25 protein-coding genes are annotated in these 25,383 nt (G+C 52.3%); 1 reads left to right on the top strand and 24 read right to left on the bottom strand.

Annotated elements, in window-relative coordinates; all coding sequences use genetic code 11:
* Positions 1-24: 24 nt before the first annotated feature.
* The 14 genes from VLH40_04670 to VLH40_04605 all read right to left on the bottom strand — a co-directional run bounded on the left by VLH40_04670 (position 25) and on the right by VLH40_04605 (position 15,859).
* Positions 25-3,183: an AAA family ATPase gene (locus VLH40_04670; GenBank protein ID HSV31302.1), complete on the bottom strand. Its 3,159-nt coding sequence runs from the start codon at positions 3,181-3,183 to the stop codon at positions 25-27.
* Positions 3,174-3,896 carry a ribonuclease III gene (rnc, locus tag VLH40_04665; GenBank protein ID HSV31301.1) on the bottom strand — a complete coding sequence of 241 codons (723 nt, stop codon included), beginning with the start codon at positions 3,894-3,896 and terminating at the stop codon, positions 3,174-3,176. Before rnc ends, VLH40_04670 begins: the two co-directional genes overlap by 10 nt.
* Before the next feature lie 14 nt (positions 3,897-3,910).
* On the bottom strand, positions 3,911-4,144 hold the full coding sequence (gene acpP / locus VLH40_04660; GenBank protein HSV31300.1) for an acyl carrier protein: 234 nt from the start codon (positions 4,142-4,144) through the stop codon (positions 3,911-3,913).
* A gap of 115 nt (positions 4,145-4,259) precedes the next feature.
* Positions 4,260-5,009: a 3-oxoacyl-[acyl-carrier-protein] reductase gene (gene fabG / locus VLH40_04655; GenBank protein HSV31299.1), complete on the bottom strand. Its 750-nt coding sequence runs from the start codon at positions 5,007-5,009 to the stop codon at positions 4,260-4,262.
* Between the two features lie 2 nt (positions 5,010-5,011).
* Complete coding sequence (gene fabD / locus VLH40_04650) at positions 5,012-5,959, bottom strand: ACP S-malonyltransferase (protein ID HSV31298.1); 948 nt, start codon at positions 5,957-5,959, stop codon at positions 5,012-5,014.
* Positions 5,956-6,900 carry a nitronate monooxygenase gene (locus tag VLH40_04645; GenBank protein ID HSV31297.1) on the bottom strand — a complete coding sequence of 315 codons (945 nt, stop codon included), beginning with the start codon at positions 6,898-6,900 and terminating at the stop codon, positions 5,956-5,958. The genes fabD and VLH40_04645 overlap by 4 nt, the downstream gene beginning before the upstream one ends.
* Positions 6,901-7,122: 222 nt before the next feature.
* The gene (gene plsX, locus VLH40_04640; GenBank protein HSV31296.1) at positions 7,123-8,103 is read right to left on the bottom strand and encodes a phosphate acyltransferase PlsX; all 981 of its coding nucleotides are present in this window, start codon (positions 8,101-8,103) and stop codon (positions 7,123-7,125) included.
* A gap of 469 nt (positions 8,104-8,572) precedes the next feature.
* A complete protein-coding gene (locus VLH40_04635; GenBank protein HSV31295.1) occupies positions 8,573-9,115 on the bottom strand; it encodes a DUF177 domain-containing protein in 543 nt (180 codons plus the stop codon).
* Positions 9,116-9,120: 5 nt separating this feature from the next.
* Positions 9,121-10,326, bottom strand: coding sequence for an acetate kinase (locus VLH40_04630; GenBank protein HSV31294.1), 1,206 nt, complete (start codon positions 10,324-10,326; stop codon positions 9,121-9,123).
* 238 nt (positions 10,327-10,564) lie between these two features.
* On the bottom strand, positions 10,565-11,560 hold the full coding sequence (pta, locus tag VLH40_04625; GenBank protein HSV31293.1) for a phosphate acetyltransferase: 996 nt from the start codon (positions 11,558-11,560) through the stop codon (positions 10,565-10,567).
* Positions 11,557-12,063, bottom strand: a complete 507-nt coding sequence (gene coaD / locus VLH40_04620) for a pantetheine-phosphate adenylyltransferase (protein ID HSV31292.1) — start codon at positions 12,061-12,063, stop codon at positions 11,557-11,559. The genes pta and coaD overlap by 4 nt, the downstream gene beginning before the upstream one ends.
* Positions 12,060-12,656, bottom strand: coding sequence for a 16S rRNA (guanine(966)-N(2))-methyltransferase RsmD (gene rsmD / locus VLH40_04615; protein HSV31291.1), 597 nt, complete (start codon positions 12,654-12,656; stop codon positions 12,060-12,062). The genes coaD and rsmD overlap by 4 nt, the downstream gene beginning before the upstream one ends.
* Positions 12,657-15,053 carry an ATP-dependent DNA helicase RecG gene (gene recG, locus VLH40_04610; protein ID HSV31290.1) on the bottom strand — a complete coding sequence of 799 codons (2,397 nt, stop codon included), beginning with the start codon at positions 15,051-15,053 and terminating at the stop codon, positions 12,657-12,659.
* Positions 15,053-15,859, bottom strand: a complete 807-nt coding sequence (locus VLH40_04605; protein HSV31289.1) for a tetratricopeptide repeat protein — start codon at positions 15,857-15,859, stop codon at positions 15,053-15,055. Before VLH40_04605 ends, recG begins: the two co-directional genes overlap by 1 nt.
* Before the next feature lie 205 nt (positions 15,860-16,064).
* Between VLH40_04605 and rpmB the strand changes: the two genes are divergently transcribed.
* Positions 16,065-16,250, top strand: a complete 186-nt coding sequence (rpmB, locus tag VLH40_04600; GenBank protein ID HSV31288.1) for a 50S ribosomal protein L28 — start codon at positions 16,065-16,067, stop codon at positions 16,248-16,250.
* Between the two features lie 117 nt (positions 16,251-16,367).
* Here the strand turns inward: rpmB and rpe are convergent, their stop codons facing one another.
* The 10 genes from rpe to VLH40_04550 form a co-directional block, all read right to left on the bottom strand.
* The gene (rpe, locus tag VLH40_04595) at positions 16,368-17,033 is read right to left on the bottom strand and encodes a ribulose-phosphate 3-epimerase (protein HSV31287.1); all 666 of its coding nucleotides are present in this window, start codon (positions 17,031-17,033) and stop codon (positions 16,368-16,370) included.
* Positions 17,034-17,123: 90 nt separating this feature from the next.
* Entirely contained in the window at positions 17,124-18,128 is a 1,005-nt protein-coding gene (locus tag VLH40_04590) for a PASTA domain-containing protein (GenBank protein HSV31286.1), read from the bottom strand.
* 252 nt (positions 18,129-18,380) lie between these two features.
* Positions 18,381-18,629 (bottom strand): hypothetical protein, encoded by a 249-nt coding sequence (locus VLH40_04585; GenBank protein HSV31285.1) that lies wholly within the window; start codon positions 18,627-18,629, stop codon positions 18,381-18,383.
* An 804-nt stretch (positions 18,630-19,433) separates the two neighbouring features.
* Positions 19,434-20,117, bottom strand: coding sequence for a zinc metallopeptidase (locus VLH40_04580; GenBank protein HSV31284.1), 684 nt, complete (start codon positions 20,115-20,117; stop codon positions 19,434-19,436).
* A gap of 48 nt (positions 20,118-20,165) precedes the next feature.
* Entirely contained in the window at positions 20,166-21,107 is a 942-nt protein-coding gene (fmt, locus tag VLH40_04575; protein ID HSV31283.1) for a methionyl-tRNA formyltransferase, read from the bottom strand.
* Positions 21,104-21,616, bottom strand: coding sequence for a peptide deformylase (gene def, locus VLH40_04570; protein ID HSV31282.1), 513 nt, complete (start codon positions 21,614-21,616; stop codon positions 21,104-21,106). Before def ends, fmt begins: the two co-directional genes overlap by 4 nt.
* A 56-nt stretch (positions 21,617-21,672) precedes the next feature.
* The gene (locus tag VLH40_04565; GenBank protein HSV31281.1) at positions 21,673-23,694 is read right to left on the bottom strand and encodes a hypothetical protein; all 2,022 of its coding nucleotides are present in this window, start codon (positions 23,692-23,694) and stop codon (positions 21,673-21,675) included.
* Between the two features lie 20 nt (positions 23,695-23,714).
* Complete coding sequence (gene coaBC / locus VLH40_04560) at positions 23,715-24,947, bottom strand: bifunctional phosphopantothenoylcysteine decarboxylase/phosphopantothenate--cysteine ligase CoaBC (GenBank protein ID HSV31280.1); 1,233 nt, start codon at positions 24,945-24,947, stop codon at positions 23,715-23,717.
* Positions 24,944-25,141: a DNA-directed RNA polymerase subunit omega gene (gene rpoZ / locus VLH40_04555; GenBank protein HSV31279.1), complete on the bottom strand. Its 198-nt coding sequence runs from the start codon at positions 25,139-25,141 to the stop codon at positions 24,944-24,946. Before rpoZ ends, coaBC begins: the two co-directional genes overlap by 4 nt.
* A 49-nt stretch (positions 25,142-25,190) precedes the next feature.
* A partial coding sequence (locus VLH40_04550; protein ID HSV31278.1) for a hypothetical protein occupies positions 25,191-25,383 on the bottom strand: 193 nt, incomplete at its 5' end.

The following is a 25,383-nucleotide window of genomic DNA, read 5'->3' as shown; positions in this document are numbered from 1 at the left end:
GACTCCTTTATTGGTTTTCATCATCTATCGCTTACTGGTCTCCAGTTGATCAACCTGGCGGAGATTATCAAGCGGTATCACCCTGGATACCCCCGGTTCAGCCATCGTAACTCCGATGATTCGATCGGCAATCTCCATGATTTCCTCCTGATGGGTGACGATGACAATCTGGCATTGCTCCGCGTATTCCCGGAGAACTTCCGCCAGCCTGGAGCTGTTGAAATGATCGAGATTCGCATCGACTTCGTCAAAAAAACAGAATACAAAAGAACCGGCACGAAAAAGGCTCAGAAAAAGACAGAGTCCGCACAACGCTTTCTCCCCGCTGGAGAGGAGAGACAGGCTCTGCCTTCGCTTACCGGGGATCCTAATCGTAATCTCCAAACCATCACCGGCTAAGACCACTCCCGCCTCACCGCCCCCAAAGACCCGAGTGAAATATTCGATAAACAGGGCATTGACTTTAGCGACATATTGGAAAAATCGTTCCCGAAGTTCCCGGTCACACTGGAAGAACTCCCGCTGAAAACGGCTCAAACCCTCCTCGAACCCGGTAAGTTTAGCCCGCAGGGCATCCCCTCTCTCTTTAAGCTCGGCATATTCTTCAATGGCTCCGCGGCGCACATTTAAGGTCTGGAGCCGGGCCTCCTTCTCGCGGATCAACTTTTCCAGAACCGCTTGGTCCCGGTAAGAAGGCTCTATTTGCGGAGGACTGGAAAAGTGACCAAGTTCCTCTTGTCTTCTTTCAAACTCCTGTGTTTCATAGTGCATTTTTTCTTTTAAAAAATAAAACTTATCTCTTCTTTTTAAGTTGCTTTCCTTCTTGCTCTTTTCTTCCTCACACTGCCGTCGCAAACTGTTTCGTTCCAAACCAAGCTTCCGGTATTCATCCTGGACACACCGAAGGGTTGCCTGACACTGTTCAAGTGACGAACGGGTTTCGGAAAGTCGGTTGGCCAGTTCCGACAATTCCTTCTCCGACGAAAACATTCCAACCTGTATGGAATGTATTGTGGCAACAGAACGATTATAATCCTGCCTGAGATGTGCTGTTTCCGCTTGCAGTCTTTCCCTGCCGGCCCGCATCCTTTCCCAGTGCAGAAGTCGCTTTTCTTTTTCGGCGAGTACTGTTTCGAGTTGCTGTCCCTTTTCCCGCCAGAACGAAAGGTTCGTTTCTCCTTGTGCGATTTCCCGCTGTCTATCCCTAAGGGCCACAGCCAGCTCCTGCAGTCGTTCAGAAATCTTTTTCAGCCGGTCCTGTTTTTTCGCCAGTTCCGCTTCCAGAAGATCCATCCGTTCCTGCCGGCGTCCAATTTCGTTTTCCTGTTTCAAGCGCTGGTGTTTGGTCTCCGAGTACCGGCGGTCGTTTGCCGAGAGGGCTTGTTCAAGGTTTTTTTCCTTAGCCCGCCAAGCTTCCCGCCGTCGATTGAAACTGCGGAAAAAACGCCCGCCGCGCTCTTCAAAAAGAACCTTCTTTGGGTAATAGAGAAATCCGCTCCTGAGGTAGAGAAGCTCTCCCCCCCGAGAAACGAGGTTATCATCCGGCCGCTTTCCCTGGAGAAACAAATCGACAATCGTGGATAAAGCCACGACAGACCATCCGGAGGAAGAGGGTATAAGATTCCGATGGATCATGACCCGGCCGGAGCCAATCAAAGTCTCCTTCTCCCAGGATGTGTCGTCCGAAAAGATTTCCTTATCCCTCATTAACCATCCCAGGGCATAAAGGAGCGTCCCGGACCATCCGGATTCACCCATTCCTTCAATCCGGGCACGCCAGTCTTCCCCGATCTTCCCGGCCTGCAAATAACTTCCCGCTTTTTTCTCCACGCGCCGGACCAGATGGGAAACTCGGTTTAGATGCTCCTGAACGGCTGCCTTCTGGCGGGTACAATCAGCCTCCTGGAGTTTGAGCGTTTCAAGTTTTTCAGACTCCTGGACAAACTTCTGGCGGGTACGGACCAGTTCCCCCGCGAGATCGCTCATTTCTTCTTCCAGATCATTTTTCTCGTTCTCGTTCTGCCGGTAAAAGCCGGTGGAAAGTGAACAGGCTTCCTGTATGCGAAAGAGTTCCTCAAAGGCCTTGCGCTCACCTTCCCTGGCTTGGCCCCTCTCTCTGATCAACTCTGCAATTTCTTCCTCAAGAGACAAAGACTCCTCAAGGACACTCCGCACGTCGACCAGCTTCTTCTCCAGGCGGAGGCTCTCTTTTTCGATCTGATGAAGAGCCACCTGCGCTTCATAAACACTCCAGGATCGTTGACGGGCCCGGGTCAGGAAGCCGTACAGCTCTCGTTCAGCGGTCTGGCGTTCTTCATTGAGACGGGAGATCGAAGCGTTGAGTGTTTCCTGATCGCTTTGACACTTTTCGTATTTCTCTTTCAGGCTTTCCAAAATCCCGGAATGCTGGTCCAACCAGTAGTCCGTCATATCAACAGCCCGGTCGATTTCCGAGATTTCCTTTATCAGGTCGTTCAGTTTCTTTTTCCGCTCAGCAATCGACCGATCCAGGAATATTCTCTTGAGCTCTCTGATCTCGGTCATCAATTCCAGAAATCCTTTTTCATCCTGAGCGAGCCTGGCCACCCGATTTTCCTGGAGCGAGATTTCTGAAATTCTATCACGAAGACGTTCGAGCTTCTCGGAAACGCGGGTGACTTGTGAACCGATACGCAGAAGCCTTTGCTTCATTCCATACAAACCGCTGGACATCTCAAAGAGGCGGTACCGCTCGGCCGGACGATAGTCAAAAAGAATCTGGAGTTTACCGGTATCGACAACATTGACCCCGATTGTTTCACCGGGAAACCCCTTTTTATAGACCTGCTCCCGCAACTCCTTCAGGCGGATCCGATTGCGGTTGAAAGCATATTCCGATTCACCGGAACCGAACAGCTTTCTGGATATATGAAATGCATCGCCGGCTTCATCGATCCATTCCGTTTCGATAAAGGCCATTCCCAAAGGCTTTGCCGCAGGTGAGCCGTGAAAAATCACCTCACGGTTTTGGGAAACCCGCATTTCCCGATAGTGATCCCCCAATACCCAGCGAAGTGCATCGATAATATTGCTTTTCCCCGACCCGTTCGGTCCCACTACAACGTTCAGTCCCGGGGCAAACTCTACGGCAATCGAATAAGCAAAGGATTTAAAACCTTGCACGACAAGATTTTTCAATCGCATTGATGATTGTCCGGGTCCGATGGAGCATAAATCAGCTTTTCCAAGGCGTTTTCAGCAGCGTTTTGCTCAGCTTTTTTTTTGTTTTTTCCCTCTCCTGCGGCAACGACTCGACCACTTACCTTCACTGCGACCTGATAATACGGTATTTCGCCATCCCCGACAGTTTCCACGACGATGTATTCCGGAAGGCATTTGGCGCTCTTCAGGCACCATTTTTGCAGGAGTTCTTTAAAATTTACCGATAAGAAGGTTCCCTCCAGGCCGCCCCCTCTGGCGATCATATCCAGGAGAACCGCCCGGGTTGCCGAATAAGAGTGAGAGTCAAGAAAAACCGCACCGATCAAAGCTTCCAGTGTGCCGGTGAGAATGGAATCTTTTGTCGGGCCACCGTTTTTTTTCTCTCCCCGCCCCAACTCCACGTAGCGCCCCAGATTGATTCGGCGGGCGATCTGAGCCAGGCATTCCGCGCTGGCCCACCTTTCTATCGTTGCAGAAAGCCAGCTGCGCGGCTTCTCGTAATGCTGAAAGAGGTAGTCGGCAATAAACAGGCCGACTACCCTGTCACCAAACCATTCCAGCTTGTCATTGCATATCCCGTTTTTCCCTTCCAGGGCTGATTTGTGTCGCAGGGAGGTTCGAAGCAACTCCCGGTTCCGGAACGCATAGCCAATCGTGTTTTCGAGTTCGAAAAGCTCCTGTTCCCTGGAAAGCATTAAACCGATCCCGGTTAGGAGAGCTTCGAGTCGATATACTCCACCGCTTCAGAAACGTTGGTTATTTTTTCCGCATCTTCGTCGGGAATTTCAATATCAAATTCTTCCTCAAAGGCCATTATTAATTCCACGACATCCAGTGAATCGGCTCCCAGATCGTCTATAAAAGAAGCATCCGGAAGCACGTCTTCGTCGTCAATGCCCAGCTGATCGACAATGATTTCTTTTACTTTGGAAAAAACGTCCATTTCAATAACACCTCCCAAGTGTGTTTTCCTTGCACTCTGCCAACCGTAAATACTGGAAGCCGGAACACCACCATCGCGGATTTGCCGGCCTGAAAGATAGAAATAAATACTTCAACTACCCCATATACAGGCCGCCGTTCACATGAATGGTTTGACCGGTAATGTAGCCTGCCGAAGGCGATACGAGAAAGGCCACGACCTCTGCAACGTCCTCCGGTGTTCCCCATCTTTTCAATGGAACCTGAGAAAGCCAGCTTTCTTTCACCTCCTCGGGAAGTGCTTTAGTCATATCCGTATCAATGAAACCGGGGGCCACGGCGTTGACGGTGACATTCCGGCCGGCTACCTCACGAGCCAGAGAACGGGTGAATCCGATGATCGCCGCCTTTGCCGTTGCATAGCTTGTCTGACCCGCATTGCCAGTAAATCCGACAACTGAAGAAATGTTGACAATGCGGCCATATCTCCGTTTCAACATTCCCTTGAGAACGGCCCGGGAACAGTGCACGGTCCCCAGAAGACAGACGGTGAGCACTTCGTTCCAACGTATCTCCGGGAGCCTGACGAACAACCCGTCCCGGGTAATCCCGGCATTGTTTACTAAAACATCTATGCCCCCCCAACGATCCGTGAGTTCGTCCACCATCTTTGAAAGAACGGGTAGATCCGTGACGCTCGCTGTATATCCCACAGCCTCGATCCCTTGGGAGACGAGGTCGTGCACTGCACAATCTATTGTTTCCCGCTCACTGACATCGTTGAAGGCAATCCGGTATCCACGTTGTCCCAGAGCACGAGCTATCGCCAGGCCGATCCCCCGGCTGGCCCCGGTAATCAAAGCGACCTGCTCATGAGGTGCTTCCATGGTTATCCACCCTCCTCCCCGGACACAGACCGTTCAATCGCCTGCATCGAGTCGATGGAACAAACGACTGTCTCCGGGTATTCCCTTTTGATCAGGCGGGTGAGAACCTTCCCCGGTCCTATTTCATAATAATCCCGATATCCTTCGCGGAAGAGGCGATCCATGATCGTTTTCCACTGAACCGGTGAATACATCTGGCGGACCAGGAGCTCCCTGATCAACCCGGGATCGGTGGCCTCGTTTCCGTCAACGTTACAGATAAACCGAAAAACCGGCTTTTTAAACGGCACTGATTGGATAAAGTCAGCGAAGGCTCGGGATGCCTCCCTCATAAACGAAGAATGAAAGGGCGCGCTCACCTTGAGTTCGACGCTTCGCTTTGCACCCCGGCGCCGGGACTCTTCCAGAACCATTTCCTTCATGGAACAGGCGAGAGAGAGAACTGTCTGGTCACTCGAATTCAGGTTGGCAATTTCAACCGGACCAATAGTTGATAGCTCTTTGGTCATGTCCAAAACCTGATCAGGCGGTATCCCCACCAGAGCAATCATCGTCCCGGTTCCCAGCGGTACAGCCTTTTGCATCAATTCACCCCTATGCCTGACCACCCGAACCGCATCGTCGAAATCAAGACATCCAGAGGCCACCAGGGCGGAATACTCGCCAAGACTATGTCCGGCGACCACCGAGGGTAATATACCACTTTGTTCGGTAAACAGGTGATAGGCAACGACACTAAGCGTGAGTATCGCCGGTTGCGCATTGGCCGTGAGCGCGAGTACTTCCTCGGGACCCTCCTGACAAAGCGCAAACAGATCGATCCCACACAACCGGCTGGCCCGGGCGAAAAATCGCTCGACAAGATTCGAACGGGAATTCAGGAAATCCCCGGCCATCCCGACTTTTTGTGAACCCTGTCCAGGAAAGACAAAAACCGGAGCGAGAGTCATTCGCTAACGATCCTTTCGAGGTGAAACAGAGCTTTTTTCGTTTCCTCAATCAAGCGTTCGATGATCTGCCCGACCGGCATGCAATCATGGATCAGACCGGCAATCTGTCCGGCCATGACTGAACCGTCTTCGATCTCGCCTTCACAGGCTGCCCGACGAAGGCACCCCTCGCCCAAGGCCTCCATTTCTTCCCGGCACGCCCGCCGCTCTTCCAGTTCGGTGAAGCGACGGCTCAGCCGGTTTCGAAGGCTGCGCACCGGGTGGCCCGTAGACAATCCAGTGATCGTCGTCGAACGATCGGAAGCCTTGATGATAGCCTGTTTATAGCGTTCGTGGACCATACACTCCATCGTGCATATGAACCGGGTTCCCATTTGCACACCTTCCGCACCAAGGGCAAATGAGGCGGCCATTCCCCGGCCGTCACCGATTCCCCCGGCGGCGACAACAGGTATGTCCAGAGCGTCGACCATTTGCGGGATCAGGCACATGGTCGTTATTTCCCCGATATGCCCACCCGATTCCATGCCCTCAGCAATCACCAGATCCGCTCCACTGCGTTCCAACCGCTTGGCCAGACTGACTGAGGCAACAACGGGAACAGTCAAGATCCCCAACTGATTGAATTCCTTAAGAAGAGAAGATGGATTACCGGCCCCGGTGGTCACAACCGGAACACGCTCTTCCTTGACGACGTAGATTTGCTCGGCAATGACCGGCGAAAGAAGCATCAAGTTGACGCCAAAAGGCTCTGTAGTCAGTGTTTTCGCCCGGCGTATTTCTTCGCGCAGTTCATTCGCGGACATTCCTCCGGCTCCGATAATTCCCAAACCACCACCTCGCGAAACCGCTGCAGCAAGCTGCGCGGTGGACACCCAGGCCATTCCTCCCTGGAGAATCGGATAACGGATTCCGAGAATATCGGTCACTCTGGTTCTCATGCTGTTTCTCCCCTGTAATTACGTAGTAGAAGGGTGCAAATTATCAATTTTTTCCCACGTAGCATTTCAAGTCGCAGGATTGTTCTCTCTATTCCCAAAGCTCAACTCTAACCCCTCAACTGTATTTTTCTGTTCATTGCCGCCGGGCACCGACTGGTTGAGATACCGGAAAAGACCGGCAGGAAATGCTACGGCGAACCAGGACAAACCGAACCGGGTTCATCAGGCTTCCAAACTGGTCAAGCTGGTCCTGATTTTCTTAACGATACCTTGGTCAGCCAGGTCTTTCGCTTTTCGGATCGCACTGTGAATATCGCGCGCCTTCGATTTACCATGACAGATCATACATATCCCCTCGACACCAAGGAGGAGGGCCCCTCCATACTCACTTCGATCCAGTTTTTTCCAAACATGGCGGATCCGTTCTTCCTGGAGCGTACCGGCCAATTCCCTTGAAACCCTTTGAAAAATGAGCTCAATCAACCCCTCCCCGAATTTCAGCAACACATTCCCGGTAAAACCGTCACAAACCGCGACGTCGATTTTACCGTTCACAATATCTTGACCCTCCGCATTGCCGGTAAAGTCGAAACGGAAATGTTCACGGCGGTCTTTATAAAGCTGATAAGCGGCTTTGACCACTTCGTTTCCTTTGCCTTCTTCTTCTCCGATACTGAGTAAACCAACCCGCGGACGGTCAATACCCAGGACGATTCGGGCATACTCGGCCCCCATGATCCCAAAATGCAAGAGGTGTTTGGGCTTGCAATCCATATTCGCGCCGACATCCAGCACCACGGTATAGGAATTGTGGCTGGGAATGAGGACTGCGATCGCCGGCCGCTCGATTTCCCCAATACGACGCAAACCAATCCAGGCAGCCGTCATGACCGCACCGCTGTTTCCGGCGGATATAAAGGCCTCGGTCTTGCCCTCGGACATCAAGCGAACTCCCAGGGTAATCCCCGCGTTCGGCTTGCGTCGGATGGCCCTGGTGGGATCCTCGTCCATCTCGATTATCTGCGGGGCATCGACAATAGGAAAATCGGCTTCATCCATACTCATCTCGCTGTAGAGGGAGCCGAGTTTATCCCGCGGTCCGAGAACCAACAGATCATCATGGGATGAACGAGCCTCCTTAAGTCCCAGGAGTATCTCCCGGGGAGCAAAGTCACCACCCCATGCATCAACGGCGATTCTCATGCCTGTCTCCGCACTTAATTCTTGGTCTTGATGACCGATTTCCCCTTATAATACCCGCATTCGGTGCATACACGGTGGGAAAGTTTTGGTTTGTGACACTGGGGACATTCCGACAGGTTCGGCGTTGTGAGAACCCAGTGCGTTCTGCGTTTATCTCTTCGGCACCGCGATGTTTTATTGGTCAAATTCGCCATCTTGGATTTCCTCCCTTATCATCTTCATACGATCCTATATCCCGGTCCACGACTATCCTGATATCGGATATCCTTATCCAAGAGTTCGTTCCGGAAACAGAAAAGTCTTGGCCCCTCTTCATTCCTCCTATTCCGTCGATCCCCCTTCATGGTTTATCGGCGGCCGGAACTCAAGGGGCAGGTCGCAAAACAGTCACATAGCGTAGATCACTTGTCCTCCCCTTACAAACTCGGGCAAGAATACCACATTTTATCCGATTTGAAAACCTTCCAGCTTATTTTTCATTCTGTCGCCAATTCTGTAATTTCGAGAGACGCGAGTCTATCACGGTTTTTCTACAACCGCATTTCGACCGGTTCAAGTCTTCTCCACACAGAGTACAGAGTCCGCGGCAACTGGGCCGACATATCGGCTTCATGGGTAGGTTGAGGATGGCCGTCTCCCTGACTTCGCGGTTGATATCTACATAATTGTCGTCTTCGTGGTAGTACCTGATATCGCTGTCCTCCTGAGCTTCCGCCTCGATCTGTGAAGTCCTGACCAGTCGGTCGGCATTACGGAGCTCAAGGCAGATCTCTCCCTCGATCTCATAGACAAAAGGTTCCAGGCATCGGGAACAGGAGATGATCGCTTCAACCCGCAGGGTTCCTTCCACCAGAATTTCCGATCCACAATTGGTCAGGGTCACCGAGAGGTTTGCCGGTCGGGGAAAAACGATGCGCTCGTCGACCTGCACGAACGGTTCGATCACATCGTGTAAATTGTCATGGCTCCTCTTGCCGGTCTCCTTCTTGACCTCACCGATAAAGAGTATCAAGCAGCTCACTCCCTTTGTTTCACCAATCGGAATGTATCAAAAGCGATCATTAATTCTTCGTTGGTAGGAATCACCATGACTTTAACCCGGGACGAATCGGTCTGGATGAAACCTTCCCGTCTCCGAATCGTGTTCTTTTCGTCATCGATCTCCACACCGAAATGTTCGAGGCCCATAAACAGCGATTTACGAATATAGGAGGAATTCTCTCCGATTCCAGCGGTCAAAACGACCCCGTCAATCCCCCCCAAAATTGCCGTGTAGGCTCCAATATACTTTTTCGCCCGGTAGGCGATAAGCTCGAGAGTCAATTTGGCCCGGTGATTGCTTGGAGCTGCATCCTCAATATCCCGGGTATCACTGCTGACGCCGGAAACCCCCAACACACCGCTTTGCTTGTTCAAAATTCCATCCATTTCCTTCGGACTCAATCTCTCCTTCTCCATGAGGTATAAAACGATCGCCGGATCGATATCGCCGCAGCGCGTCCCCATCACCAATCCCTCAAGAGGAGTGAAGCCCATGGATGTGTCTATGGACTGGCCGTTTTTAATGGCGGCGAAACTTACACCGCCACCCATGTGGCAGGTGATGAGCCGCAACTCGTTGAGAGGGCGCCCTATCATTTTCGCTGCTCTTTCGGCAACGTATTTATGTGAGGTTCCGTGAAAGCCATACCGGCGTATTCGGTGTTTTTCGTAAAAATGGTATGGAATTGGATAGATATAGGCATATTCCGGAATGCCGCCGTGGAAAGCCGTATCGAAGACCGCCACCTGGGGGATACCGGGGATCAGTTCCTGAGAGGCCTCAATCCCCAGGATATTTGGAGGATTATGCAGAGGAGCCAGCTCGGAACAACTCCTGATCACCTGTAACACTCCTTTGTCGATTAACACCGAGTCGGTAAATTTTTCCCCGCCATGCACCACGCGATGCCCGATGGCATTAATTTGTAAGGCATTGTGAATAACTCCGATTTCCGGATCGGTCAAGGTCTCCATTATCCATTCCAGGGCAACCCGATGGTTGGCGATCGATCTTTCTCTGATGATTTCTCCTCTGGCCGTCTTGTACTCGATATTCGAGCCGGCAATCCCGATCCGTTCCACGAGGCCCCGGGCTAGGACATCGTCTCCATTTTCCTCCTCCATCTGGAACAGTTGGTATTTTACCGTCGAACTTCCACAATTTACCACCAGGACATACATGCTCTCCATCTCCTTTTCTGGAAACCGATCGTTCTGGTTTTATTTCTTGATTCCACTGCAATAAGTAATTCAGCATCACTGCAACCAGACGTGGTCATTGATGCGTGCGAGAAAATGCCAGATGAGGCGGGGCTGATGGCAGCGGGGCCTTGCTGAAATGAGTTTTTGCAGCAAAATCATTCTTTTGTTCCTTCTATTTTCCATTTCCTCGTTTATCCCCCGCAATATCGCCAACCGGTTAAAACCGGGTTTGCAAAACGGTCACCGCTACCTGATCGACAATATCTTCAGCCTTGCAACCCCGGGAGAGGTCGTTCACCGGTTTGGCCAAACCCTGCAGGATCGGCCCAATCGCCGTCGCCTTGGCCAGGCGCTCGGTTAACTTACAGCAGATGTTACCGGCATTCAAATCGGGAAAGATCAGCACGTTGGCTCGTCCAGCCACCGTGCTGTCCGGAGATTTTTTCGCCGCTACATCCGGTACAATGGCGGCGTCAGCCTGCAGTTCACCGTCGATGGACAGTCGGGGATTCAACGAGCGGGCAATTCTGGTCGCCTCTACCACCTTATCGACCAGCGGGTGCGAAGTGCTACCCTTAGTAGAGAAGGAGAGCATGGCCAAGCGCGGCTCGATACCAAGCAATAACTCGGCCGTTCGAGCGGTGGTCAAGGCTATATGGGCCAGTTCTTCCGCGTTCGGTTCCGGAACGAAGCCACAGTCGGCATAGAAAAAGACGCCGTCTTCACCGTATGGACAATTCGGAACTGACATCAGAAAACAGCTCGAAGCAATTTTCACCCCGGGTGCCGTCTTGATAATTTGCAGGGCGGGTTTAATGACGTTCGGACTGGGCAAAACCGCTCCGGCAACCACTCCATCCACCCGGCTCTCTCGAAGCATCATGCAGGCATAGTACATGGGATTGAGGAGCCATTGTTCAGCTTGTTCGGGGGTCATTGCTTTACTCTTCCGCAATTGGAGCAAATCCTCTGTATACTGCGATCGTTTTGCCTCTTTCCGGTACTCCACGATATCAATTCCCGTCAAGTCGATTCCGTGTTCAGCAGCTTTTTCCCGGACCTCTTCCCGGTCTCCCAGGAGCTTCACCGAAGCGATGCCCTGGCGGGTAACGCTCTCTGCCGCTTGTAAAACCCGCTCATCAGTACTTTCCGGTAATACCACCGTTTTATGTATGGCTTTCGCCCTGTTTCGAATGGTTTCCAGTTGATTCACAACAATAGGCCTCCTTTTCCGCAATCATAAGTCTCAAATTTTCTTCGCAGGGCCTCCGCAACCACCGGGGGAACAAACTCGTTCACACAACCTCCAAACCGAGCTATTTCTTTCACCGCGGAAGAGTTGAGGTAAGAGAATTCCATGCTGGTCGGCAGAAAGAAGGTTTCGATTTCCGGAGCCAGTCTACGGTTCGTCAATGCCAATTGGGTCTCGTATTCGTAATCGGATATGGCCCTCAGTCCTCGCAAAACCAGGCGGCATTTCCTGGCCCGGGCAAAATTTACCAGTAATCCATCGAAAACCTCCACCTCGACCCTCCTGTGTTCCCGGACCGCTTCCTTAAGCATGGTTGCCCGTTCGCTCGCGGTAAACAGAGAATCTTTGGCCGGGTTATGGAGGATCGCCACAATCACTTTCTGAAAAAGGCCGTTCGCTCGCGCGATGATGTCCAAATGACCATTGGTCACCGGATCAAAACTACCCGGGTAAATAACAATCACAGGATGTTCTCCAAGTCTCGGTCCTGGTCAATGACCGTTTTTTGAAAACTAAAGAAAGCCAGCCCATTCTCTCCATACCGGCGCCGGTCGAAAACATCAAGAAAGGAAGCCTGGCTGAACGGATCGATTTTCCATGGGTACCGGTACACGAGAATGGCTTCCCGGAAAACTCCCTCATAGAAAACCAAATCCTGTACCACTCGCTGGTGGTCAACGGCAAAGGGTGGATCGATAAAGGCAATATGGATTTTTTCTTTCAACTGGCGTTGCACTCTACCGTGAAACCAATCTCCTCTGAGTATTACAGCCAACGATTCAACCCCGCACCGGGCGATATTTCCGCGAAGAATGGAAGTAGTCCGCCGGTCCTGTTCCAGAAAAAAACATTTCGCCGCTCCTCGGCTCAAAGCCTCCAATCCGATTGAACCCGTTCCTGCGAAACAATCCGCCACCACGGCCCCGGCCACCCGGTCACCCAGTATCGAAAATAGCGCCTCGCGCAGGAAGTCCTGCATCGGACGGACGGTAAGTCCAGCCGGTACGACAATTTTCCTTCCCCTCATCCGCCCCCCGGTTATCCGCAGATAGCCCATTCAACCCAGTTCCCCCGCCTTAAAACGATAAGCAAAACGTTCTTCGACCTCTCGACAGATCGCCTTATTCCCGGATAAGGACAAATCAGGGTCTTCCTCCAGAAGAAGCCCGGCTTCGTGAACAGCCTGTTCAAGCACGGGCCAGTCGGTAAGGGGATCAGTTAAACGAAATTCCGAGAGCCCATGCTGTCTGGTTCCAAAAAATTCGCCAGGTCCCCTCATCTTCAAGTCTTCCTCGGCTATAACAAAGCCATCGTCAATTGTGGTCATGATCCTGACCCGCTCCAGCGCCGGTCCCTCGGCAGAGCGAGTCAACAGGATACACAGCGCCTCACTCTCTCCCCGGCCGATCCTCCCCCGCAGTTGATGGAGTTGCGCCAAACCGAATCGTTCGGCATTCTCGACAACCATCACATTGGCCGTCGGGACGTCCACACCCACTTCGATTACAGATGTCGCCACCACAACGTCGATCTCCCGCTGGACAAACCGGCGCATAACCGCTTCTTTTTCCTGAAGGGAAAGTCGACCATGAAGCATCGCGATCCGGGCATCCTTCAGCCATTTATTTTGCAGCTCTTCGAAGATCCTCCTCACCGAAACCATTTCATCATCATTTTCTTCGATAGCCGGGCAGACCACATACGCCTGGTGGCCGCGATCCAGGAAGCCGGCCACCCGGTTATAAGCCTTATGTCTCTCGTCTTCACGAAAGTAGCAAGTCACTATTTTTTTCCGGCCGGCCGGCTTTTGATCCACCACCGAAATATCCAGATCGCCGTAAAGAGTAAGAGCCAGGGTACGAGGGATGGGTGTGGCGCTCATGACCAGAACATGAGGATACTCCGCTTTTTCCTGGAGCCTGGAACGCTGGGTCACACCGAAACGATGCTGTTCATCGACAATCACCAGCCCCAAATCCGCAAAGATCACCTGATCCTGAATCAAGGCATGGGTACCGATCACCAGGTCAATCGTCTTTTGCTTGATGGCTTTGATTAAGGTATTTTTTTCTCTGCCCGTCCCCCCTCGCAGCAAGCCGACTGTCACCCCCAGTTTTTCCAGAGGGTCTTTCCATCTCTGATGGTGTTGCTCGGCCAGGATCTCGGTGGGCACCATCATGGCCACCTGACTTCCCTGTCCAATAACCTGCAGAGCCCCCAGAAGAGCGATCACTGTTTTCCCGGAACCGACATCTCCTTGCACCAGACGGCTCATAGGAATGGGTCGGGTCAGGTCGGCGACGATTTCCCGAAACACCTGTTCCTGGGCCTTGGTCAGTCGATACGGCAAGGAATCGAGAAAATGCCTGACCAGGGTTGATTGTGGAGAATAGCTCCGACTCCGGACTTTTTTGATCGCCTGACGTTTCAATCTCAATCCCAGGGCAAAAACCAGGCATTCTTCGAAAATGATCGAACGGTGAGCCACGCTGTTTCTGGCGATCAGTTCAGTAAAGTTAGACCGTCTGGGCCGGTGCAGTTCCCGAATCGCTTCCTGTTTTTTCACGAGCTTATACCGGGTGCGTACCGATTCCGGAAGGACTTCCTCCACGTCCTCCAAAAATTCATCCAGGACCTCGGAAACCAAAGTATAAAAGCGTTTTTGGGATAATCCCTCGGTCAGGGAATAAACCGGTTGAATCCGTAAAAACCCGGAGTCGTCGTGCCCGGTTTCATTTACGACTTCGAAATCAAAATCAGACGTCTCCCAGGCTCCGTAACGGAAAGAGAAAGTGCCAGTAACCTTGACTCTTTTTCCGGGAAGAAGAATGCGGGCCAGATATTCCTGGTTGAAGCACACCAGATTGGCCTTCCGGTCTCCCTCCGCCAAGACAATTTTCAGGAGCCGCTTCCGCCGGGTTGGTATACGATGTTGTGCAAAAACCACGGCTTCAACAGTAAGCAAGCGTCCTTCCTGTAGGTCCGAGAGGCTCAGAATCTCACCCCGGTCCCGATAGGTACGAGGAAAGGCGTATAAAAAGTCTCCTAGGGTACGGACACCCAGTTGCGCAAGCTTCCGGTCAAGTACCGGACCCACCCCCTGGAGGCTGCGCACCGGCTCGCGAAGCCGTGTAACATGGGTCGGCCGCTCCGGCTTTTCCCGTTTTTCACAATTCTCTCTCCCGGTTTCGGGCAATTGTGTGAGCATCTTTTCCAACGTGTTGATGAGGCGTCTCCTCCCCGTCATCGATAGAGTGAGATAACTTTCCAGGTACGTTTCGGCGTCGCTCCAGCCGGGGACACCCATCGTGCGCCCCCAGAGTCGCATAAACCGGTCAAACCCGCCCACAACCGAACGGTTGTCGAGGCGCTGTTTTTCCAGAGCCACGACCGCGAGTAACCGCTGCCTGTTCATCAGGGTGGACAGCGGGGGCGATCCGGAGGAGTTTGTCATCAAGACCACCCCCAAAGACGCTCGGCGGCCCAAAGTTCCTGTTCCGGAAAGCGAAAACCGGAGTATTTCAAAAAATTCCGGCAGGAATATCCGGCCTGCCGCTGTCTTCCCAATCGTTCCTCGGTCTGGGCTTTTCCCTGCCAGGCTTCGGCGAATTCCGGATCCAACTGGAGGGCCTCATAGCAGACTAGCGTTTCCGGCAATCGTTCCAGCTGCTCAAGAAACCAAGTCCGGGAGTTCCGGAGCTCAATGGCCAAGGCTTGTTCAAACAATCTCAGAGCGTCCTGAAGTTCTTCAAGAAATTCTGCCCGATTGATCCAGACTTCGGAAAAGGGAGGGGAGACAGCGATCACCTGATCAAAGCAAGGCAGGGCCTTCTCCCATTCGCGATTTTCCAGCAATACGGCCTCAGGGCAATTGAGGGAAAGGGCATCACGCAAATCGCAGGCAAGCGCTTTTTTCCAGCACTCAACCGCACGTTCTTTTTCCCGGAGTGAAAGAAAACAGTGCCCCAGCTTGTGCCGTCTGATTGCGTCATACGGATCGCTCTCAAGCACTGTTCGGTAAGACTCCCCCGCCTCGGAAATCCGTCCCAGGATAATGAGACAACAGCTCCGGTTCTTCTGAGCTTCGCCATGACCCGGGAAAGGGATCGACGATCGATCGAAACTTTTCAGAGCTTCAGCAGGTCGGCCCTGAAAAAGAAGGTGCTTGCCTATTATATTCCAATCCCCTCCATCCAACAGGGGTTCCTTACAAAAAAGAATCGTTATACCAAACTGCCGGGGGATATCCTCGTAATTCATGTCATCTGGTCATCCTGTTCTTGCTTTCCCGTTCATCCGGACTGCATGAATCAGCCGGCCAACAAGACAGGTCCTTTAACTTTTATCTCTTTCATTATACCGAAAAGGAGCGGGTTTGTGCGGATTGAAATTCCCTGTCGCGGTTGAAAAGTCAAAGGGGGCTGTGGTATAGTGAAGTGGAAAATGCGGAAAGGTGAGGATCATTATGGCGCAGTGTTCAGTGTGCGGGAAAAAGGCAATTTTTGGAAACAGTATCAGTCACTCACACCGAGTGACCCGGCGAATCTGGCGACCGAATATCCAACAGGTTAAAGCTTTCCAGGAAGGACAGATGAAGCGGGTCAGTGTTTGCACCTCCTGCCTGAAAGCCGGAAAAATCAAAAAAGGGTGAGAGCTTCGGCATAGGTATCAGCTTGTGTCCGCGGTTATTATTGACAGATCGGTGGAGAGGTCCAAGCCCCTGACTATGGTTGGTTCAGGGGCTTTTTCTATTGTTCGACCCTTCTTTTCAGAAGGGGCGAATTCTTTCCGTGAGCGACCGTACCGTCGCTTCGATGCGATCGTGATCAGAAAAGACTAACGACCCGGCGACAATAATCGTTGCTCCCCGGGAGGCCAAAAACTCGATATTATTCTGCTGGATCCCCCCGTCAATCTCGATTTCGACCGACAGGCCGCGCTGCTGTATTGATTTTTTCAGTTCACTGATCTTGCGTTCCATACCGGGGATAAATCGCTGACCGCCGAACCCTGGGTTTACGGTCATCAACAATACCATGTCTAGCTTATGAAGCACATTTTCTATGGCCGAGACAGGAGTGCCGGGACACAAGGCTACGGCCGGCCGGAGACCGGAAGAACGGAGCAGGTTGATCACCCGGTCAAAATCGGGGACTGTTTCGGCATGAAAGCTCAAAAAGTCTGCGCCGGCTGCCGTGAAGTCATTGATATATTTCGCCGGCTCCTCGACCATGAGGTGAACATCGAGCAGACCGTCGGGGAGTATCTTGCGCACCGCTTCGACGATCAGTGGACCAAAAGTCATGTTCGGAACAAAGTGTCCATCCATCACATCAAGGTGAATGATTTCCGCTCCCCCCCGCTGGGCAGCCTGCAACTGCTCTTTCAGACGGGAAAAATCACAGGAGAGAATTGACGGTGCGAGCCTGGCCACGACTGGGTTCCTTTCTGGAAAATTCCTGTTCCGTCCAACACCGGGGGGAAACTCTGTAGGCGATCCCTCAGTAACTCAGGGGCCGAAATTTCAGATTTCTCTTTCCCAATAATAAAAGCCGTTTAAGTAAATGACAACTCTTCCTCGTCCCTTGGTTTCCACGATCAGTTCCATCATTTCTCCCCCCTGGTGAACCCGTTCATAAACCACCCGCTCTCCAAAATCGTCATGGACCACCACCTGCACGGTGATGTCGACGGCCACATCGGGAAGCGGGAAACGGAGCCGCATCTCCTGCAAGCCTTCGATCACTTGGCTGACGGCCAAACCGACCGATTCTCCGGATAGCAAGGAAGCTCCCGCTTCGGGAGTTTGTCGGACAACGATTCCCGGGTCTCGGTCCGGCAGGGGGACTTCCTCGACAGCCCCCGTCATCAGACCTCGTTGAGTAAGTAGGCTCCTGGCCTCTTCCAGTTTCAAGCCCACCACGTCAGGAACGTTGATTGGAACGGGGAGGGCGACTTCATCCGCCCTGCTACCGGTGCTGACTAAAAGTTGGATCGTGCTCTCGGCGGGAACGCTGCTCGCGGCGGGGGGATTCTGAGAGATGATCAGCCCCATCGGAACTGTTTCATGAGTTACCTCGACCACCCTTCCGACCTGGAATCCCTCGTTTTCCAATCGATAACGTCCTTCATCAAGATCCATCTCCACTACATCAGGAACCGTATGGACATCTGCTGCTGCCTGAGGTATGCCGGCGACCTGTCCGTTGAGGATGACCCGAACCTTACGGCCTCTTTTTACTTCCACACCAGGCATCGGATTTTGGGACAAGATGATATTCGAGGGCATCGCCGGATCGTTTTCCACGCGCTGGACTTCAATCCGGATACCAAGCTGGGAGGCCTGATTCACCGCACCAACCAGGTCAAGATTCCGAAAATCTGGAAGAACGAGGGCATTGCTCGTCAGGTAGTACTGAAAGATGACCAGGCCCAGGTAAGCGCTCAAGATCAGGCCCAACCCAAATAAAAGAACATTCAGGAAAAACCGGAAGGCAAAAAAAACAACACTTGCTTTCTTTACGACCACTGTTTCCTCCCGGCCGCATTAAAAATCCGTCGGAATCATTTTCGTGCGGCCACAATTCCAGCCAGGTTCCATCAACGGCCGTGTCTCCCGAAAATCCCTTCCGGATGACTTCATGAACCGAAAGTTTCCGGAAGATCTGGCCAGTCTCTAACTCAAAAAACATCGACTAATTCAGTTGTTTCTTGATGTGTCAAAGTACAAACACAGTATACCAAAAACCCGCCAAATTTCACCAGACCGGGGGCTCTTCAATCAACATACGTTATGCAATTCGGCCAGCATGGCAACGTCACGCTGGGTGATCGTAATTGCGATTTCCGGGTTTCTCCGCAAGGCTCCCCGGCCGGAACAGGGAGCATCAACCATAACCCGGTCCGCTTTCCCGGACAGATTCAACTCCATTTCCTGCGCTCCGGTGCAACGTGGAACGATGATGTCGATGCCTGTCCGCCTTACCCGATTCAGCAAAATTTCAATATTGATTTTGCTGCAAAAACTCATTTCAGCAAGGCCCCGTTGCCATCAGCCCCGCCTCATCTGGCATTTTCTGGCACGCCTCAATGACCACGTCCGGTTGCAGTGCTGCTGAAAAGGCCATCCCTGGCATATTTACTTCGAAAATGCGGCGATTTCGGCGGCTGATTTAGGCAATTTAGGCCCCGGCTTCCTTCGTTCTTTTGCAACAAAATTACTTATTGCAGTGGAATCAAGATTCTTCCGATGACAATCTACGGCAGTAATGACTCCTTTGTTTTCCGTCGATCGAGCTATCCGAAGGTCTTGCCTCCAGTCCCGCGCCCAATTTCCACAATCGTTTCCTCCGCGCGGGGATCCAAAACATCGATCGCAACGATAGAACCACTGTCCTGAATATAAAAACGGCCTTCCGCATGCTCCGGAAGATTCCGCAGGGTCCGGGCAATCCACAGATCTTGACGGTTTTCTCCCCACCAACTTAGGTGCAGGGTTAAAACGGGCGGCCGGGCTAAGACATATTTTAAGCGTCACAAAGCGGCCGGACCGATCCGTTCTTGCCCTTCTGCTCTAGCCAGCCGGGGAGATCCATTTCCCATCGCTCATAAACCTCGATCAATGAACCCCGCTATCTGGAAAGTTTCCGCAAGACCGCATTGAGCAGGGGAATAAAACCATGAAAATCGGACTGTCCAGCCGGCCGAACCTTTCCATTCAGCACTGCGTAAACCGGAGTCCGACTCATTCGGGCAAGCTGACGCGCTCCCAGAAAGAGAAGATTTCAGACCGGTACAGGGAGATGGTCCAGATTCCGGACCCCTTTGAGCGTTTTCAATCCCGAGAGCCTCGCAACACCAGCAGACGAATCAGCTGCAGAGCGGCAACCGCGGTTGCCGCGACGTAGGTGAGCGCGGCGGCATTCAGCATCTTCTTTACAAGCGGCCTTTCCTCGACACTGAGCATCCCGGAAGCGTCAAGGACCTGATAAGCCCGGCGACTGGCATCGTATTCAACCGGTAGTGTCACAAGCTGAAATAGAACCGCCAAGCTGAAGAAGAGAATACCGATATCCATAAGCGGCCGAAAGGCAAAAATCAAGCCGAAAAAAAAGAGGGGAATGGCCATCCGGGACCCAAATCCGGCCACCGGAACCAGGAAAGAACGAAGAGCGAAAGATCCATAGCGTTCCCGTTTCTGCAGAGCGTGACCGACCTCGTGAGCCGCAATACTGTAATCGGCAACCGATCCTCCCCGATAAACCGGGCTGGATAGCCGCAATATTTCCTTCGACGGATCGTAGTGGTCGTTGAGTACTCCGGGTACTTCTTCGAGCCCCACCCGGAGCCCGAGTTGCTGCATCAGGCGGGCAGCCACCTCCGAACCTGACAGGCCGGCCTTAGCCCTGATCCGGGAGAGGGTATGGTAGGTGTTTTTCACCCGCAATTGGGCGTAAAAAGCCAGGATCAGGGCAGGAATGATCAAAATGACTGAAAAATCAAACGGTAAAAAAACCATACCGGTCACCTCCTGTGTACATGAATTTCTCCAATGCTTTTCTCATTTTTACTCAACTGAAAACCCGGCCCCGGGCGCAAGGCGATACCCACAGCAAAAGTCGCGAAAATGGAGCGCTTTTCTGTTTTCCGGTTTGAGCTGGGTGACTGTCACCATCCCTTCCCCGGTTGCAACCAAGATCCCCTGTTCTTTTTCTATCCCGATAACCGTCCCCGGTTCCCATGTTGACTTACTAATTCCAACGGATGCTCGCAGAATATGAATCCGCTTCCCATTCAGGATTCCATACGCCCCTGGACAGGGGGAAAAGGCTCGAATCTGATTTACAATCTCCCGGGCCGAAAGCCTCCAGTCGATCTGAACCATTTGCCGGGTCATTGGCGGAGCATAGGAGGCCTTTTCGTTGTCCTGAGTACGGGGCGTTATCTCTCCTTGTTCCATGCCAGCAAGGGTCTCGATCAAGAGCCCGGAGCCGAGCTGCCCCAGACGAGACGTCAGTGTCTCTGCATTATCCATTTCGTTGACCAACAGCTCCCGGGCAGATAAAATTGGTCCGGTATCCACACCTTCATCCATCAACATAATAGTGACCCCGGTTTTCTGCTCACCACGCAGCAATGTCCAGCGTATCGGATCCGCTCCCCGGTATGCCGGCAGAAGAGAAGCATGGACATTGATACAACCCCTCCGCGGTATCGACAGGAGTTTTTTTCTCAAGATCTGCCCATAAGCCGCCACAATCAGCACCTCAGGTTCCACTACATCCTGGATCATAGTCAAAAAGTCCGGAGCATTGACCCTAACTGGTTGCCAAACGGGTATGCCGAGTTCCTCCGCTTTGCTTTTCACGGCGGAAGGACTTATCCTAAGACCCCGCCCACAGGGTCGATCCGGTTGGGTGATCACCGCGGCAAGCTCATGACCGTTCAGGAACAGGGCCTCAAGAACCGGCAGAGCAAAAACCGAAGTACCGAGAAATACTGTTTTCATTGGTAATACTCTCCAGCGACTGAAAATTTTTTCAATTTATTGGACACGAGAAGACGCCGGATGGGATTGAGCCGATCCACGAAGAGAACCCCGTTAAGGTGGTCTATTTCATGAAGCAATATCCGGGCCAACAGATTCTCTCCGGTCAATTCCAGCACATTACCGGAAGGCGTGAGGGCTCGTACAGTTACCTTCCGGGGACGCTCGACCTTACAGAATATGTCCGGCACACTGAGACAACCTTCTTCGGCCTGTTCAGTTTCTTCCCCGCAATCGACCACTTCGGGATTGATCAGAGATAGAGTCTCCCGGGTGTCCGGATGAATCAAAGTGATCAGGCGCAGCATGATCCCGACTTGATTGCCGGCCAGGCCGATCCCCGCACTGGAATGCATGGTTGTTTTCATGTCATCGAGCATATCAATCACCGATCCATTGGCGACTGACACCGGAAGAGCTTTCTCGCGCAAGAGCTTATGACCGTACGTGAGAATCTTTCGTCTGTTCATCATCAACTCCCTCGATGGCCGGCCACCGCCAGCGGTTATTCGTATGGTTTCGATTATCAGAATACTTCAAAATCGATACGGACACCGCCGGTTCTCCTAGTGGAAAGAATACGGCCTACAAGTGAATACAACTGCCCGTTTCTTTCCAAGGGGAAGTGAACCGTGACTTCATCGGAAACCGCTCCCCTCTTCCGGATACCGGCAATCGGATAAGGTCCGAAGGCGGAAAAACCAGCCTCTCGAATCCGCAAGGTCAATTCATTACAAACCCGATTCCGCCTATCCGTATTCCCTCCTTGAACGATGATCCTGACCAATCCCGCGAACGGCGGGTAAGCAATTTTTCTGCGCTTGGCCAATTCATGGGCGAAGAAAGTGCCTACTGATTCGAAGAGATAAGACACCCGTTGCTCGAACATGGGAGAGGTTTGAACAATCAAGCTTGGTCGTGAGGCAACTTCGGTACCGAGATAGGTTAGGATTTTTTTCAGTGCGAGAAAAAATCTCTCCCTTGCCTGAAAATCAGGAATTCTCAACCAGTCATCCAGTGAAATCAGGGCCATCAGTTCACTTTTCCGGAGGAGAGGCTCGGCAAGAATCGCCGACGTTCCGACCAGAATGCCCGGCTTCAGAATTTCCGCGTCTCCGGCCCGGCCTTCCATTTTGCCTTCGATTAAGCGTACCTCCACTCCCAGAAATCCTTTCCTGATTTCTTCAAAAACACTTTCCACCGCAACGCCCCAGGGGTCGAACCAACCCCCCCCACATTTAGGACAGATCCTCTTGGGCTCATCGCGTAAACCGCAGAGGGGACAATTCAAGACGACTTTTTCCCGGGAATAACGATACGCTGTCTCGCATTTCGGGCAGGAATAATAAAAGCCGCAGTCACGGCATCCCAACGCTGCGGCATAGCCGCTTTTCTGGGTCCATATAACCGCACACCCGCCCTGCTCAAGCACTTTCCCGATAGCCAGACGGGCAGTCATGGATAGAATGGTTCTTTTTTTTTCCACAACGACCGAATAAATGACCCGGTCGGTCCGGAGAGGAACCGATGAGGTAAACCGGTGTTCGGTAAATCGCCGTTCCCGGAGCTCATAAGTGAGGTGCAATCCGGGGTTCACCCCGACAACCTGCAGTAAGCCCCCCGTGAGTGCGATCTTCTCCCGGAGAACCTGGAGGGTTTCATAGCGGGGAAACCGGTCAGAAACATGGCCGCGTTCTTCCGGATCAAAAATTATATGGAATGAAACATGATCCACCGGAAGAAAACAGGCGATGTGAGTTCCGCATAGAATATCGTAATTACCCCCTTCGATCTCAAGAAAACAGAGGAAACGATCGCGTCCGGAGAGCCGGCGATCATAACGGATGAGCCGCAGGGAGGGAAACCTCTTATGTAAAAACCCTATCGATCGATCGAGCGATTCGATATCCGGAAAAACAAAAAAGGCTTTTTCCCCGGTCTTGAGACACTGATCGACGACATGGGCCGAAAAAGCCTCCCGGTCTTCCCGAAACGGTATCGAAGACCACCGAAACTCCGGTTTCTTCGTCGCCTCATACTGCACAGATGGAAAACCGGTTGGTTTCCGGTCAAGAACAATGGCTCCTCGTTTGACGAGCCGCTCGATATCCTGTTTCCGAAGGTGATGTTCTTCTTTCCAAAGAAAAAGGTTTTGCCCTTCCCGGGGGACCGGAACGGCTGATTCTTCCACTGTTCCCGGATAGACGCGCCACTCGGACAAGACCCCCCACGCCGGCCGGTAGGGAGGAATAAATAGACCCAAAACTTCCCCGAGAGCCGCAAAGTACCGTTTGGCCAGTATATCCGCCAAGCGGAGTTGCCAGGCTCGTAAAGGGCTCACCGGAAGCCGGTCGATCACCGTCTTGAGATCCCGCTCATCCTCTTCACCAGTAAGCGCAGTAACGACCCCATGAAGCCGCCTCTGGCCCAACTCCACTTCGACCAGGCTCCCCAAGGTGATTTTTCCAGCGAGACGGCTGTCGATACCGTAGGTAAAGGTTCTATACACCGGTACCGGTAACGCAACCTGGACCCGGTATCCCTTCATGGTAATTTCCTGTGCCGGCATTACTGAGGAGGGGTCAATGTTTCAGAAAAATGGCTGGAAATATGATCGATGATCAGAGTAGCCAGGTCAGTTTTATCGATCAGGGGAAAAGGGGTTTCCCGGCCCTCCCGGTCAACGATCCACCCCTTAACGGTAGGCACGCCAAAGCCGCTCCCGTCCCGGCCGATGAGATTGGCGACAACGAGGTCCGCTTTTTTCCTGTGTAACTTACATCGCGCCTCGCTGAGGAGATCGTCGGATTCCGCACAGAAACCGACCAAGATCCGATTTTCTTTGTTTTCTCCCAATCCACCGAGAATGTCCGGATTCAGTACAAATTCCAGGAAAGCCCCCTGTCCGGCATTCTTTTTCAGCTTGTGGGAGACATACTCAATCGGACGGAAGTCAGACACCGCTGCAGTCATGAAACAGATATCACACCATTTGAAATGAATGGCCGCTTCCCGCTCCATATCCCGGGCCGTTTCCACAGTATAGACTGGAATACCGGAAGGCATTCTCTCCGAAACCGCTCCGCAGATCATCCTGACTTGCGCTCCTTCCGCTCTGGCCGCGGAGGATAAAGCTCCACCCATTTTCCCACTCGAAGGATTGGAGATGTACCGAACCGGATCCCACCATTCCCGGGTCGGACCGGCGGTGACCAGCACTTTTTTACCGGTTAAGCGTTTTGGTGTCTTTATCCGGTAATACAGTTCTTCGATAAACGGTTCGAGGTCCGGCAATCGGCCAGGTCCCTCCTCCCGGCAGGCCAACCATCCGGAAACAGGCTGAATGATTCCCACCCCGGAACGCTCAAGTAACACCACGTTCTTTTGAACCATCGGGTTATTCCACATACCGGAATTCATCGCCGGCGCAAGAATGACTTTTTGGGGATAGACCAATAACAATGTCGAGAGCAGATCATCACCGATTCCGGAAGCCATTTTTCCCAGAATATTGGCCGTGGCCGGCGCAACAACGATCCAATCGCTTTCTCGGACGAGATTGATATGGTGAATGTTTCCCGTTCCTGAAAAAGTCTCCGTGATTACCGGTTTACCGGTCAGCGCTTCGAAAGTCGCCTTTCCGACAAGTTGCCGGGCATTTCGGGTCATGACCACCTGGACTTGAGCACCGCTTTGCACCAGATGGCTGACGATTCCACAGGCTTTGTACGCAGCGATTCCTCCGCTCACACCGTACAGGATTGTTTTACGCTTCCAGAAGTCCCTGGGATGATAGATCATTCCTTGGTTGTCAGCTCGATTTCACCAGTTTTTTTTTCGATTTCCAACAGGGCAATAATGAGGGGCTTATGGTATCCTTCGACCATAACTATCGGGTTGGCTCCTTCATTAAGTTGTTTGGCCCGCTTGGCTACAACCGAGGTAAGGATATAACGATTTCCGGTTTTCCTGACCAGTTCATCTATCGGTAACACTGATCCGCTCATCCTTTCTTGGGTATGTTTCCGGTACTAAAAAACCATCTCAGCGGATCCGACAACGTTCCGCAACGATGATGGCATGAAATTTATTGACGGCGACCTGCAATTCTTCATTCACGACCAGATAATGGTAATCCCGAATGGAATGCAGTTCAAAACGGGCGTTGGTCATTCTCAAAAGAATGTCGTTTTCCTGGTCGGTACTCCGGTAACGCAACCGTTTTTCAAGAGCCTGC

The organism is Atribacteraceae bacterium (genome assembly GCA_035477455.1).
Taxonomy (GTDB): domain Bacteria; phylum Atribacterota; class Atribacteria; order Atribacterales; family Atribacteraceae; genus DATIKP01.
Note: the sequence above shows the minus strand (reverse complement) of the source record. Positions and strands in the feature narration are given on the sequence as shown.